The sequence below is a fragment of the Hoylesella timonensis 4401737 = DSM 22865 = JCM 15640 genome, assembly GCF_000455445.1.
GTDB classification, from domain to species: Bacteria; Bacteroidota; Bacteroidia; order Bacteroidales; family Bacteroidaceae; genus Prevotella; species Prevotella timonensis.
On sequence record NZ_HG417091.1, the window covers coordinates 107,248 to 122,193 of the forward strand.

The following is a 14,946-nucleotide window of genomic DNA, read 5'->3' on the forward strand; positions in this document are numbered from 1 at the left end:
TTGTCGACTGTTTTTGAGGGTAGCTGTTAATATATTGTATGATAAGATGTTGCGATACTAATAAAAAACGCTGAAATCATTGAATTTTTGCGCAACGTATTTTCACCTTTTCCTTTTGTACTTTCTGCCCATAGGAGCAATATCTTGCCATGGATAGCGTTATCTTTCATGTATATACACAAATAAATAAGGTATGATAGAATATATTCGGGGTGAATTAACAGAATTAACTCCTGCCCAAGCTGTACTCGAGGCGGCTGGCATTGGTTATAGCTTAAATATTTCATTGAACACTTACAGTGCCATTCAAGGCAAGAAAGAAGTGAAGTTGTATGTCCATGAATCACTCGTAACAGGTGGAAGAGATGACAATTTTACATTCTATGGCTTTTATTCCAAGCAAGAACGTGATTTGTATCGCATGTTGATAACCGTTTCGGGTGTAGGGGCTAACACGGCTCGGATGATACTCTCCGCCATTTCTCCTGCCGAATTGTGCAACGTGATAGCCAATGGAGATGAGCGAATGTTGAAGTCTGTCAAGGGTATAGGATTAAAGACAGCACAACGCATCATTGTAGATTTGAAGGATAAGATTGTAAGTAGTGGCATCGCTACCGAGCTACACGTGAGCGATCAGCCGCAGAATATGGTGCATAGTGGTATTCGTGATGAGGCTGTAAGTGCGCTCACAATGTTAGGCTTCTCGCCCGCACCGAGTGCGAAGGTAGTAGAATCTATTCTAAAGGAGAGTGATTCGATGCCTGTAGAACAAGTTGTAAAATTGGCACTGAGTCGCATTAAATAAAACAAGTTCGGCAAATCGTCAAGCTGAGGACGCAGCGGAAGCATGGAGTTGAGAAGACGTATTTATAGTTTGCTGCTGGTGTTACTCGTCATGAGTATGGCGGGATATGCCTTTACTTTACCTTATTGGCAAGGTAGAGGTGTACAGCGTATGCAACAACAGTCTCCTCAAAAGCCCCAAAAACGTAACAAGAAGGATACCGTTCAGGTAAAGGTGCAGCCCGAAATCGAGGATGAAACCCATATACCCGACTCTCTTTTACATCCAAGATGGAAAATACAGCGCACCACTCCTGTCATATTCGACGACTTAGAGGAAAGTCCTTTAGACTTAAAGCGTCCCAGAAATCTGAACGAAGATGTGGTTTATAATGACACGCTGAATAGGTATATCTTTGGATCTAAGATAGGTAACTCTTGGGTGAATGCTCCTATTATGATGACACCTCAAGAATATCGCAAGTGGAGTGAGCAACAACTCTTTAAGCAGTACTTTAGGACAAAGAACGCAGAAGTTTTCGAGAAAAAAGGAAAAGAGAAGTTCGACTTCACCGATATGCACTTTGATTTAGGACCAGCCGAGAAGATTTTTGGACCTGGAGGAGTGCGTATCAAGACACAAGGTACGGCAGAGCTAAAGTTTGGTGGAACGATAAAAAAGATTGACAACCCCTCTTTGCCTATCCGAAACCGAAAGATGACCACGATGAACTTTGATGAAAAAATCAATCTGAACGTCAACGGTAGGGTTGGAGATAAGGTGAATATGAACTTGAACTACAACACTGACGCTACATTCGACTTTGATGCGCAGAACATGAAGTTGAAGTACGACGGCAAGGAGGATGAAATCATCAAACTGGTAGAAGCAGGTAACGTGTCGTTTCCCTCTAACTCGTCGCTCATTAAGGGTGCCAGTTCATTGTTCGGACTTCGTACCGATATGCAATTTGGTAAGCTAAAGTTGCAGATGGTGGCATCACAAAAGAAATCATCTGACAAGACTGTATCTTCAAAAGGCGGCAAACAGTTTACGCCTTTCGAAATCAATGTGGCGAATTATGAAGAGAACAGGCATTTCTTTTTGTCACAATATTTCCGCAAGCAGTATGATGAAAATATGAAATCGTTACCCAACATCACCTCTGGGGTAAAGATTAACCGCATGGAGATATGGGTAACCAACAACTCGGGGGTGACGACGAACACTCGTAATATTATAGCCTTCACTGATTTGGGTGAGAATGAAAAGGTGTCAAATCCTTTATGGAATACCACCATGCAGAAGGTTCCATCTAATCAGGCAAACAGCGTATATTCTACCATTGTAAACACTTATGGCATTGTGCGTAACATCGACCAAGCTAACTCGGTATTAACATCTGCTGGATTGGTAGGAGGCGTGGACTATGAAAAGCTGGAACGGGCTCGTTTACTCAATCCTTCGGAATACAAAGTGAATACAGCCTTGGGCTATGTGTCGTTGAAAACTGGTCTGCAAACCGATCAGGTATTAGCAGTGGCGTACGAATATACGTATGGAGGAACAACGTTTCAGGTGGGCGAATTTGCCAGTGATGTGACCGATGTCAATGCCGCATTGTTCGTAAAGTCATTAAAAAATACCAGCAATAACCCACAGCAGGGCAACTGGGACTTGATGATGAAAAACGTCTATGAATTAGGTAATTCTATCGAACGTGAGAAATTTAGATTAGACGTGAAGTATCAAAGCGATACGGCAGGCGTTTATCTTACATACATCCCAGAAGCACAAGTGAAAAATCAGCCTATCATAAGACTGTTAGGTGCTGACCGTTTGGACAATAACAACAAGGTGCACAGCAACGGTTATTTTGACTATGTAGAAGGATATACCGTGAGTGATGGGCGTGTGTTCTTTCCAAAGGTGGAACCTTTTGGGAGTTTTATCCTCAATTATCTTAGAGACAAGGGCGTTCAGCATCCAGAGAAATATGCTTTTACCGAACTGTATGATTCGACAAAGACAGTAGCCAAACAAATTGCCGAGAAGAATAAATACGTACTCATGGGGCAGTATCGAGGTTCAGCCGCTAATGTTATCTCTTTAGGGGCATACAATGTTCCTCAAGGTTCGGTCGTGGTAACGGCAGGAGGAGTGCGACTTACAGAGAATGCTGACTATTCTGTAGACTACGCAGCAGGTGAGGTCACCATCTTGAACAAAAGTATTTTGGATGCGGGGACAAATGTCAATGTTTCTTTAGAGAGTAATACAGACTTTGCACAGGAACGCAAAACGATGTTCGGACTTAACTGGGAATACGATTTTAGCAAAGACTTTCAGTTGAGTGGTACTGTACAACATTTGTCTGAACAAGCACTGACGAACAAGGTAAATATGGGAGCAGAACCGCTCAACAATACTCTTTGGGGGGTTAACCTCAATTGGAAAAAAGAAAGTCAGTGGCTCACAAGTCTGTTAGATAAAATACCCTTCTTGCATCTTACGCAACCTTCGCACATTTCATTCAATGCCGAATTTGCACAACTCATCGCAGGGCAGAGCCATGGTACACAAGACAATGCCTCATACTCGGACGATTTTGAGAATACAACTACAAAGATAGATGTTTCTACACCAACCTCGTGGGTCATGTCGAGCGTGCCTTCCATGTTCCCAGAGCATAGCGACAAGACCACTTTGCGTAGCGGATTCAACCGTTCGTTGCTGGCATGGTACACCATAGACCCTCTGTTTACGCGTCGTAGCAGTTCACTGACGCCCAGTCATATCAAAAGTGATTTGGAACAGTTGTCAAACCATTATGTGCGCGAGGTGTATGTGCGTGAGTTGTATCCCAATCGAGATCAAAGCAGTTATAGTGGCGCTACCGCAACAATCCCTATCCTGAACTTGGCGTATTATCCTGCCGAACGAGGACCCTATAATTTCAATCCAGATCTTACTGCCGATGGCTTCTTGAACCATCCGCAAGAGAAATGGGGAGGAATGATGCGTAAATTAGATTATAGCGACTTCGAAGCGTCCAACATTGAGTACATAGAATTTTGGATGCTCGACCCCTTTATCTATACCAGAAGAGACGGAACGGCTCATCAGTATGGTGGAGACTTTTATATCAATCTCGGAGAGGTGAGCGAAGATATATTGCACGATGGCAAGAAGTTTTATGAGAGCGGACTCCCCGTCGACGGAAGTCAAGCCTTTACGACAACGCAATGGGGTAAAGTACCCACACAACCCAGCGTTACTTATGCCTTTGCAACGAGCAAAGGAGCAAGGGCTTTGCAGGATTTAGGTTTCAATGGACTGACCAATGAGGAAGAGAAAAACTTTGCCGCTTATCAAGATTTCTTACGTCAAATACAAGGAAAAGTAAACCCTGCTGTGTTTGAAGCCATTTTGAAAGATGTGGCAAATGATGATTATCATTATTTCCGTGGGCGTGATTATGATGAGATGCAAGCCTCTATTCTGCGTCGTTACAAATATATCAACAATCCGCAAGGCAATTCGCCCGATACAGAAAATCGCAGTGAGCGTTACGACACCTCTTATAAAAGTATGCCTGATGTGGAAGACATCAACCAAGATTATACTTTGAACGAATATGAGAAGTACTTTCAGTACCACATTTCTATTCGTCCAGAGGACTTGGTGGTGGGACAAAATCACATAGTAGACAAACGAGAAGCAGCAGCGCCTTTGCGTAACAAGAAGAATGAAAAGGTGACTTGGTATCAATTTCGCATTCCCATTCGTGACTTTGAACGCCGATTTGGCTCCATCTCCGACTTTACCAGCATCCGCTTCATGCGTATGTTCTTAACAGGATTTGAAAAGCCCATCGTACTTCGCTTTGGTAGTCTTGACCTTGTGCGTGGCGATTGGCGTATCTATCAGCAGCAACTCGACCCCTCTTCTGCCCAAACGGGTACGATGTCGGTGAGCTCGGTCAACATAGAGGAGAACAATGACAAATCACCTGTCAACTACGTGTTGCCTCCAGGCATCGTTCGCGCACAAGATCCAACCCAGCGGCAGTTAGTAGAAGCGAACGAGCAGGCATTAGACTTGGTCGTTCATCACTTGGCAACTGGCGAGTCGAAGGCGGTCTATAAAAACACGTCTGTCGATTTGCGGCAGTACAAGCGTATGCAAATGTTTGTGCATGCCAATGCCATGGAGCAAAACACCACCAATCTGCAAGACAATCAGTTGGCTGTCTTCGTGCGATTGGGGAACGATTACAAAAGCAATTACTATGAGTATGAAATCCCGTTGCGATTAACAGAACCTGGTGTGTACGACCGTTATTCGCTTGCTTCGGTGCGAAAAGTTTGGCCCGAGGAAAATATGTTAGATATTCCACTTACGGTATTTACGGAAGTAAAGAAAGAAAGAAACAAGGCGAAGTCGCAAGGACAAGCATCATACAATCGAGTATTTACCTCTTATGATGCAGAGCGTCCGAATAACAAGGTTAGCGTAATGGGTAATCCAACACTTGGTGAAGTAAAGACGATGATGATTGGTGTACGCAACAAGTCGGGCGAGGTAAAGTCGGGTGAGGTATGGGTGAACGAACTCCGCCTATTGGAATACAACAACGAAGGAGGCTGGGCGGCGCAAGGAAACTTAAATGTGCAGTTGTCTGACTTTGGTACTTTCAATGTGCAGGGACGTTATATGAGTGAAGGATTTGGCGGTTTGGAAGAGGGAGTTGACCAACGTTCTAAGGACGATTACCAAAACTACAGCGTCACAGCCAACCTTGAATTGGGCAAGTTCTTTCCTGACAAGGCAAAGGTGAGTGCGCCTTTGTATTATAGTAGACAGGAAGAACAGGTAAGTCCAAAGTATAATCCACTCGATACGGACATGCGCTTGCAAGACGCTTTAGATGCCATGGGAAGTCAGCAGGAACGCGATTCTATACAAAGCATTGCTGTGACGAAAACCACCAACACCAACTTTTCACTGTCAAATGTGCGAGTTGGCATCCAAACCAAGCGTCACCCGATGCCCTATGACCCTGCCAATTTCTCGTTCTCGTATAGTCATGCTCACCGATATAGTACGGGGAAGACTACCGTTTACGAGAAAGAAGACAACTGGATGGGTAGCCTTTCTTATAATTGGTCTCCTGTGTACAAACCTTTAGAGCCATTCAAATTTATTAAAAGTCGTAGCAAATGGTACGATATCTTGAAGCGTTTCGGATTGAATTGGCTACCACAAAGTGTAGCATTCAACACAGATATGTCTCGTAACTATTATGAATTGCAAGAACGTGACATGCAAGATTTGGGCGGTTCACAACTCCCATTGACCTTTAATCAGCAGTTTATGTGGAACAGAGACTTTACGCTACGTTGGGATCTTACGAAGAATATACACATGAACTTTCAGAGTGCAACGCATGCAGAGATAGAAGAGCCCTATACTCCTGTGAACAAAGACCTCTTTCCAGATAGATATTCGGCATGGAAAGATTCGGTTCGCACCAGCATTCGCAATCTTGGGACTCCCTTAGACTATCAGCAACGATTCTCTTTGTCTTATCAGTTGCCACTCAATCTCATCCCTATTTTCGATTGGGTGCGAGCAGATGCCAACTATGCCGCTAACTATACATGGGTGCGAGGCACAATGTTGGAAGATGGCACATCGTTAGGAAACACGGTGACCACCAATCGGAACATGAACCTGAATGGTAATTTCGACCTTCAGCGGTTGTATAATCATATTCCATTCCTTAAGAAAACGAATGATAGATTTAATAAAGAGCCGCAGCGTCGTCAGACAAGAGGAAGGAACTCGCGAATGGTGAAGCAAGATAAAAAACAATCTACCACACAGAAAGCTACTGTACAAGATGCCCAAGCTGAAGCCCAGAAGCGTGCCTTGCCAAAGAACCAAAAAGGCTTTCAACAAGAAATCGTGCTGTTGCCCGATACCTTTATTACCGTGAAACATGGTAAGCAAACCAAACGCCTGATAGTGTCGGCAAAGGCGGAAAATGGAAAATCTTACCCTCTTCGTTATCAAAAAATCGACAATAATACAATTCGTATCAAGAATAAGGTAGACTCTGCACTTCATCTAAAGATAACTGTGGCAGCAAAAGAGCCACTTGAAAATAAAGGTTGGTATAAGGCGGCTCAATCGGTGGCACGCCTGATGATGATGGTGCGTAGCGTGGGGTTGAGTTATCGCAACGACTATGCGTTGGCGTTACCTGGCTTTATGCCCATTGTTGGCGATGCCTTTGGACAAAACCGTACCCCCGGTGCGCTTTCACCCGGTCTTGATTTTGCCTTTGGTTTCGTAGACGATGGGTATATAGAGCGAGCTCGAGACTACCATTGGCTGCTGATGTCCGACTCGATAGCGACACCCGCCACTTCTAATCGTACTGAAGATTTGCAATTACGAATGACGTTAGAGCCAGTGCGCAACTTCAAAATAGACCTTCATGCCAGCAGAACCAAGACCATGGGAAAGAGTGTACAATACATGTACGAAGGAAATCCTACCGTTCTCAGTGGCAACTTTACCATGACCACCATCTCACTTCGCAGCGCATTCGAAGGAATGGGCAACGCAAATAACGGTTTCTTTAGCCAATCGTTTGTTGATTTCTGCCAGTCGTTAGAGGGCTTCCGTCATCGTGTGGAGGCACAATATCAGGGCGCTACCTATCCTCGTGGAACTTCCTTGGCTGGAGAAACATACAATGCTGCTAATGGTGGGGTGAACAAGTATGGCTCTGATGTGATGGTTCCTGCTTTCTTAAATACCTACACCAGTATGGGTGGACATTCTTTAGACCTTTTCCCAGCGATTACACGGTTGCTCCCTAACTGGACCATCCGCTATAGTGGACTGGGCAAGTTGCCATGGTTTCAAGATGTGTTCAAAAGTGTTACGTTGAATCATGCTTATAAAAGCGTCTTCGCCATTGGCTCTTTTAGTAGTTTTAGTACCTTCCAAGAATACATGAATGGATTGGGATTTATCACTGACCCCACAACAGCAGTTCCTATTCCCAGCAGCATATACAACATTTCGATGGTGAGTATCAACGAAGCTTTCTCTCCATTACTCGGTGTGGACGTAACACTTCACAATAACCTTACCGCCAAGTTGGAATATCGTTCTACGAGAGTGTTAAGTCTGAGTACAACCAGTGTGCAAATTAACGAAGCCATCAGTCGTGACTGGGTCTTGGGATTGGCTTATCGAATCAATGACCTTCATCTTTTTGATAGTGGCAGAAATCGCAGGATGAGCCGCAACCGAAACAAGCAACAGCAGGCACAAACCACTACGTCTACAAGTAACAACACAACTTCGAACCGAGGACTGAACCTTCGATTGGATTGTAGTTATCGCCGACAGGCAAGTATTAGTCGTGATATTGCCACCATGACAAGTATGGCAACGGGCGGAAATACAGCTTTTAAGTTCCAGTTCTCTGCCGATTATAATTTGTCTAAGCTCATGACGATGACGATGTATTATGATCAGCAAGTCAACAATCCGCTGCTTTCGAGCAATAGTTATCCCACCACGACGCACGATTTTGGCATCAGTTTGAAGTTCAGCCTGACCCGATAAAAAATGTGAATTTTCTTGACAAACACTCTTCCATAGCTCGCTTATTTACGAGGACAAGTGTGTTCGTGCGTAAATACGCGAGAAATGACGAATGTTGGTAATTTTCTGTAAATCAGTTTGTTTTGTGAATTTCCCCTCGTTTTAATGCCCTTCTTTCGCATTATTTTGGCTGTTAACCCATGGAGATTGCACCCTTAAAGCGTGCAAATAAGCCGCTTATTCGTTGTAGATAGCGGGCTTAACCCATTGAGTTTTCACTAAAACCCATGTTTCACACACCAATTATCGTTGTTTTTCGAGTTTACAAACGTCTATTTTTTGCTGGAATGAGGAATTCAGAAGTGTTAAAAAACAGCCATTTTTTTTGACAATTATCGTTGTCGTTCAATGGCGTTTTTCTTCATGATTTGATTAAAAATCCGTACCATGAATAAAAATCTATGTTTGTGAAAGTATCATAAAGTACCGGCAAGAAGCACTCAACCATAAATAATTTTGTAAATTTGCAACAAATAACTCTCCATTTATTCTGCTTGGCTTCGTTGATTCAACCTTGTATCATAGCTATTGAGCACAGCAGGTAGTAGCAAGATGAGAATTATAAAACTGTAACAAGATATGTCGCAACGCACATTTCATCATCGATTAACTTTGGGTTCCCTGTGTGGATTAGTGCTGTTTTCCCTGTTGGTCATTTATTTGTTTTGGATAAAGCAGGCCTTATTGGGACTCTTTGTCGTCATTGTTATTGTTGGAATGATAGAGCGTATATTACATACCACCTACACCTTTATACGTATCAAACCCTTTGATAGGGATGAAGAAATGGAATTTTTGCTCATCAATAGAGGCCGCTTTTCGACAAAACAACAAATTGCTTTATGCGATGTTGTGAAATGTGTACCTATGCGAAACAATTTCGGACTTTCGCATTACCTGCTCATTAAGTATGGTGCAGATAGGTTGATTGCCGTTCAGCCACAACAAGAGCAGGCTTTTATGGAAGAATTGATGAAGCGACAGCAAGCAGAAGATGCGTCTTTTGCACATAAACATTCATGAAGATAATTAAGAATTTACTGTGTTTGGCAGTCTTGGGCTTATGGCAGCCTGCTCCAGCACAAACAGAAATAACACATCAGATATCAGCCCCAGATTCGTTGACACTAATGTCAGTGCCAGCGGATACGGCATCTATTGTTGCGCCAACCATTGCTTGGCAGCAGAAAGTGCAGACAAGGTTGGAGCAATTGCTGCAGAGCAAGTTGCTTGAGACCTCGCAATTAGGTTTAGCGGTATATGACCTAACAGCCGACAGTGTGCTTTACAAGTACCACGAGCGGCAACATTTGCGACCTGCCAGTACCATGAAACTGATAACAGCCATTGCAGCGTTGGACCAGTTGGGGGGTGATTATGAGCTTAAAACCGAGCTTTATTATACAGGAAACATTGAAAATCGAACGCTGAAAGGTGATATCTATTGTGTTGGAGGCTTTGACCCTTTGTTCGATAAAGAGGATATGCAAGCCTTTGCAACCTGCGTGCAGGAACTTGGTATTGACACTATTCGGGGTACACTGTATGCAGACAAGGGCATGAAGGACCTTAACTTGTTGGGCGAGGGATGGTGTTGGGATGATGACAACCCCGTGTTGTCGCCCCTACTGTATCGCCGTAAAGACCATTTCATGGCAGAGCTTGAACGTAGGTTGCGAGAGTCAGGCATACAAGTGGAAGCTTTTAGTACTACAGGCGCATGTCCTGCGAATGCGCAACGTCTTTGCTTGCGAACACATACCATCGATCAGGTGTTACTGCCTATGGTGAAAAAGAGCGACAACCTATGTGCGGAGGCTTTGTTCTATCAGTTGCCAGGGGGAGAACGCCAACAAAGAAGGACAGCGAAAGATGCAAGCAATGTCGTCAAACGGTTGATAAAAAAGGTGGGCTTAAATCCTTCGACTTACAAAATTGCCGATGGTAGCGGACTTTCGTTATACAATTACCTGAGCGCAGAATTGTTAATAGAGTTCTTGAAATATGCGCATCGCCAGCCTCGTATTTATAATCACTTACTACCAACACTTCCTGTGGCAGGAGTAGATGGGACGTTGAGCGACCGAATGAGGGATGCGGATACCCGTGGCAAGGTGTGGGCAAAGACAGGAACGGTGACAGGAGTGAGTAGTTTGGCAGGTTATTGTCAGGCTCCGAATGGGCATTTGTTGTGCTTTGCCATTATCAATCAGGGGGTGATGCACGGAAAGAATGCCCGTAGGTTTCAGGACAAAGTGTGTCAAGCCTTGTGTTTGCCTTAAGAGAGAACTAACAATAATTATTAATGAATAAACAATAAAATCATGTGGGATATAACAGAAACAATGGAGCAAGTACGCATTGTCGTTGAGAAATTGATTCAGATGTGTGGAATTACAGGTGTGGCAGTGCCCGTAGTGCGGTATGTATCGATGTCGTTGGCAGCCATTTTCTTTTCTTGGCTCAGTTATATTGTTGCCAAGAAACTGTTGATTCCAATCATCAACAGGCTTACGGCTCGGACTAAAGCCACATGGGATGACGTGCTGCTCAACCGCGATGTGCTGCTCAAGGTTTGCGCTATCGTTCCTGCGATAGTCATTTACAAACTCTTGCCGTTGGTGTTCTATGAGGCACCGTTTGTTCAAGAGATGCTCAACCGGCTTACCAGCATCTATATCACTGTAGCTTCGGTGCAATTGGCGATTGCCATTATCAATTCTTTTCGTCATCTTGAGACAGCCGAAAGTTCGAGTAGACAGCAATATTTGCAGTCGTTTTGTGGCGTACTGAAGATTGTTGCTATCTTCATCGGCGTCATCGTGGTGGTTGCCTTGGTGATAGACAAGAGTCCTATGAAGCTGTTTGCCGGACTGGGAGCTACCTCTGCCGTGCTGATGTTGGTGTTCAAGGACACCATCGAGGGGTTGGTGGCAGGCATCCGTCTTACCAGTAACGACATGATTCGGCGTGGAGACTGGATTACAGTGCCGTCGACAACCGTGGATGGTGAGGTGATGGAGATGACGCTCACCACAGTAAAGGTGCAGAATTTTGATAATACCATTGTGACGGTGTCGCCAAAGACGTTGGTTGATGGGTCGTTCCAAAACTGGAAAGGTATGCAGGAAAGTGGTGGAAGACGTGTGAAGCGACTGGTTTATTTCGACTTCCTGTCCATCAAACCAGCATCGCAGGAGCTGAAGGATATGTGTCAGGAGAAGGGATTTCTGACGACGCAGGAAATGAAAGGTGACCTTACAAACTTGGGCTTGTATCGCAAATACATGGATAATTGGCTCAGAAAGTCGCCCGAAGTGAACAAGGAACTCACTTGCATGGTACGCCAATTAGAGGCTACGAACACAGGTTTGCCCATCGAGTTTTATTTCTTCCTCAGCAACAAGGAATGGATTGTCTATGAACATAACTTGGCAGAGATCATGGAATGGGCGTACACCATGGCATCAGAGTTTGGCTTGCACATCTACGAACGTTCTTCTGTAATGCCTCAAGTCAAGCAGCTGTTGGGATAAAAAAATAAAAATAAATGGCAAATCGGTGCAAGATTTCAATGTTTTCGACATTCTATCAGTAGATAACTAAAACAAAATAGATATGATGAAACATTTTTTTCCTTTAATCGGTGTATGTTGTTTGTCAATTGGCATGCTGACATCGTGTAGTGAAGATGAACCTGTTGCACCAAACATTAAGTATAATCCGGGAACGGTGAAACTAACAGCAGCGCAGCAAGCGCAAGTAGAAAACAGCAATGAGTTTGCTTGGAAGTTTTTTAAAGAGGTGTCGAAAGGCGAGCAGGAAGACGTGTTTGTCTCGCCGCTGAGCGTGACCTATGCGCTCGGCATGCTGGCTAATGGAGCGGTAGGAGATACGCAGAAAGAAATCTTGGAGGGTCTTGAGTTCCGTTCAGGCAAGGTGGATGACATCAATTCTCTTTGCCATCAGCTCATGATAGAATCGCCAAAATTGGACAAGTCTACCAAGGTTTCGATGGCTAATGCAGTGGTTGCGAATAAAAACAAGCCGCTGCAGCCAGACTTCAAAAATGTGGTTGAAAAACAATATCAAGCGCTTGTAACCAATCAAGATTTCAGTTCGCCTGCCACATTATCGTTTATTAACCAGTGGGCGAGTGATCATACGCAGGGTATGGTGCCTAAGATACTCGAACGGATAAATCCAGATGGAGTCTCTTATCTGCTCAACGCTCTTTACTTCAAAGGTATTTGGTATAGGCAGTTTGATAAAAAACGTACACAGCAAGAATCGTTTACGCAGGCGGATGGTAAAAAGTTGTCGGTGAAGATGATGCATCAGAAGGAGCGATTCTTGGCTGCTGAGAACGACAACTATCAGACCGTGGTGCTTCCTTACGGCAATGGATCGTACGAAATGGTGGTGCTTTTACCTCGTGAGGGAAAGGATTTGTCGAGCTTGTTGCAGACCATGGATGCCAAAAAGTGGAAGGATAATTTGAAAAACACGTATAGCAGTGAGGTTGATTTGAAGCTTCCACGCTTTACATCTGCATACACACGTGAACTGAATGATGTGTTGAAGCTGTTAGGGATGAACGCAATGTTTGACCCATCAAAAGCCAATCTCACCAAGATGTCAGCCGTAAGTTCTTTTGTTTCCATGGTTTTGCAGAAGGCAAAGATTGAGGTTGATGAGGAAGGCTCAAAGGCAGCAGCCGTCACGGTGATAGAGACAGCGCCTACAGCTGTAGCACCTTCTAAACCCATTCTATTCCATGCCAACCGTCCTTTCATGTATGCCATTGTTGAACATAGTACGGGTACCATCTTCTTTATGGGTACTTATCAAGGCAAGTAAACGGTTTTGGACAGTTGGTAGATTGCTTTTTTAGTGAAAGAAATAAAAAGGGGCGACGTTACATTGGTAGCGTCGCCCTTGCTGTTGATGGTTATCATGTGTTTATCCGTAGATAATTTTTCCATGTTCGTCTTTATATTCATCCAATCCTTTCTCGTAAGTGGCCATGGCGCGCAGACTCATACCCACGTTAGAGAAACCACCATCGTGATAAAGGTTCTGCATGGTGACCTTCTTAGTGAGGTCAGAGAACATCACGATGCAATAGTTGGCGCATTCATCGGCAGAGGCATTGCCCAGCGGAGACATGCGGTTAGCAAAGTCGAAGAGCTTATCCATGCCTTTTATGCCCTGTCCAGCAGTGGTGAGGGTAGGCGATTGTGAGATGGTGTTGATGCGTACATGTTTCTCTCGTCCGTAGATATAGCCAAAGCTACGTGCGATACTTTCCAACAAAGCCTTGGCATCTGCCATGTCATTGTAGCCATAGAAAGTACGTTGTGCGGCTACATAACTGAGCGCAACAATAGACCCATATTCATTAATGGCATCAAGTTTCTTGGCGCACTGTATCATTTTATGGAATGAAACGGCTGATACATCTAATGTCGTATCCAGCATCTTATAATCCAAATCATCATAAGTACGATGCTTACGAACGTTGGGTGACATACCAATAGAGTGCAATACAAAATCTATTTTACCTCCTAAAATCTCCACGGACTGCTTGAACACATTCTCCAAGTCTTCTACATTGGTGGCATCTGCGGGTATCACTTCGCAATGAAGTTTTTCAGATAACGCACTTACCGTACCCATTCTAACTGCCACAGGCGTGTTTGAAAGCGTAATCTTCGCACCTTCTTCCACGGCTCTCTCAGCCACTTTCCACGCAATTGACTGTTCGTTGAGGGCACCAAATACGATACCTCTCTTTCCTGATAATAAGTTGTTGCTCATATTTTCTAATTAAAAGAATGCGACAAAGGTACAGAAAATAATTGAAAAAGATGTTCTATTGCCGTGAAAGCTGGTCATTATTTCTTTTTTGTCTTCGTGTTAGACGGTTGCTTCTGCTTCTTTTTGTCTTCTATGGCAGATTGCTTTCGCTGTTTTGTCAGCTGTAATTTTGTTTTACTTGCATTGATAGACTGTTGTCGGGTCCATGCATCAATAAAGCTATCCTTATCACTGGAGATGCCAAACTCCAATTCTGGGAGTTCTCTTGTATCTTTGGAACGGTAAGGAACTCTGATGATATCTGCTGAATCTATACGTTGTACAGTAACCATCGCAACACCTTGTCCTATAATATCAAGTTCTTTTGCTGCTCCGTACGATAAATCAATGATTCTTCCTCTTACGAACGGACCACGATCCGTTACTTTGACGATGACGTCTTTCTTGTTACGTGGATTTGTAACTCTTAATAATGTTCCAAACGGATAGGTGCGATGGGCGCACGTCATGCTATCATGGTGAACTCTTTCCCCGCTGGCTGTACGTGCTCCTGTGGATCGCTTAGAATAAAAAGTAGCTTTACCTTTCTGGGTTTGAGCCATCAGAAAGGTAAAGCTTACCATTATGTTTAACAATAAAATACTTTTTTT

General features: G+C 43.9%; 8 protein-coding genes. 6 read left to right on the forward strand and 2 right to left on the reverse strand.

Translation table 11 applies throughout. The features are described 5' to 3' along the window. Nucleotides 1-193: 193 nt before the first annotated feature. From ruvA to BN35_RS02595, 6 genes are all read left to right on the forward strand, one after another. Nucleotides 194-808, forward strand: coding sequence for a Holliday junction branch migration protein RuvA (ruvA, locus tag BN35_RS02570; protein ID WP_028901009.1), 615 nt, complete (start codon nucleotides 194-196; stop codon nucleotides 806-808). A 42-nt stretch (nucleotides 809-850) separates the two neighbouring features. Further along, a complete protein-coding gene (sov, locus tag BN35_RS02575; RefSeq protein WP_028901008.1) occupies nucleotides 851-8,437 on the forward strand; it encodes a T9SS outer membrane translocon Sov/SprA in 7,587 nt (2,528 codons plus the stop codon). Nucleotides 8,438-9,055: 618 nt separating this feature from the next. Next, nucleotides 9,056-9,499, forward strand: coding sequence for a PH domain-containing protein (locus BN35_RS02580; protein WP_025072152.1), 444 nt, complete (start codon nucleotides 9,056-9,058; stop codon nucleotides 9,497-9,499). After that, the gene (gene dacB, locus BN35_RS02585; protein WP_025072153.1) at nucleotides 9,496-10,758 is read left to right on the forward strand and encodes a D-alanyl-D-alanine carboxypeptidase/D-alanyl-D-alanine endopeptidase; all 1,263 of its coding nucleotides are present in this window, start codon (nucleotides 9,496-9,498) and stop codon (nucleotides 10,756-10,758) included. The genes BN35_RS02580 and dacB overlap by 4 nt, the downstream gene beginning before the upstream one ends. A gap of 42 nt (nucleotides 10,759-10,800) precedes the next feature. Then, a complete protein-coding gene (locus BN35_RS02590; protein WP_028901007.1) occupies nucleotides 10,801-12,012 on the forward strand; it encodes a mechanosensitive ion channel family protein in 1,212 nt (403 codons plus the stop codon). 82 nt (nucleotides 12,013-12,094) lie between these two features. Then, entirely contained in the window at nucleotides 12,095-13,336 is a 1,242-nt protein-coding gene (locus BN35_RS02595) for a serpin family protein (RefSeq protein WP_028901006.1), read from the forward strand. Between the two features lie 102 nt (nucleotides 13,337-13,438). On the opposite strand, the gene BN35_RS02600 is transcribed toward BN35_RS02595, so the two are convergent. Beyond that, the gene (locus BN35_RS02600; RefSeq protein ID WP_025072156.1) at nucleotides 13,439-14,296 is read right to left on the reverse strand and encodes an enoyl-ACP reductase FabI; all 858 of its coding nucleotides are present in this window, start codon (nucleotides 14,294-14,296) and stop codon (nucleotides 13,439-13,441) included. 77 nt (nucleotides 14,297-14,373) lie between these two features. Continuing rightward, nucleotides 14,374-14,898: a septal ring lytic transglycosylase RlpA family protein gene (locus BN35_RS02605; protein WP_309546454.1), complete on the reverse strand. Its 525-nt coding sequence runs from the start codon at nucleotides 14,896-14,898 to the stop codon at nucleotides 14,374-14,376. Nucleotides 14,899-14,946 lie beyond the last annotated feature (48 nt).

Bases quoted from the DNA above. Each gene is read 5' to 3' on its own strand.
- ruvA (WP_028901009.1), top strand. From the start codon at position 194: ATGATAGAATATATTCGGGGTGAATTAACAGAATTAACTCCTGCCCAA.
- sov (WP_028901008.1), top strand. From the start codon at position 851: ATGGAGTTGAGAAGACGTATTTATAGTTTGCTGCTGGTGTTACTCGTC.
- BN35_RS02580 (WP_025072152.1), top strand. From the start codon at position 9,056: ATGTCGCAACGCACATTTCATCATCGATTAACTTTGGGTTCCCTGTGT.
- dacB (WP_025072153.1), top strand. From the start codon at position 9,496: ATGAAGATAATTAAGAATTTACTGTGTTTGGCAGTCTTGGGCTTATGG.
- BN35_RS02590 (WP_028901007.1), top strand. From the start codon at position 10,801: ATGTGGGATATAACAGAAACAATGGAGCAAGTACGCATTGTCGTTGAG.
- BN35_RS02595 (WP_028901006.1), top strand. From the start codon at position 12,095: ATGATGAAACATTTTTTTCCTTTAATCGGTGTATGTTGTTTGTCAATT.
- BN35_RS02600 (WP_025072156.1), bottom strand. From the start codon at position 14,296: ATGAGCAACAACTTATTATCAGGAAAGAGAGGTATCGTATTTGGTGCC.
- BN35_RS02605 (WP_309546454.1), bottom strand. From the start codon at position 14,898: ATGGCTCAAACCCAGAAAGGTAAAGCTACTTTTTATTCTAAGCGATCC.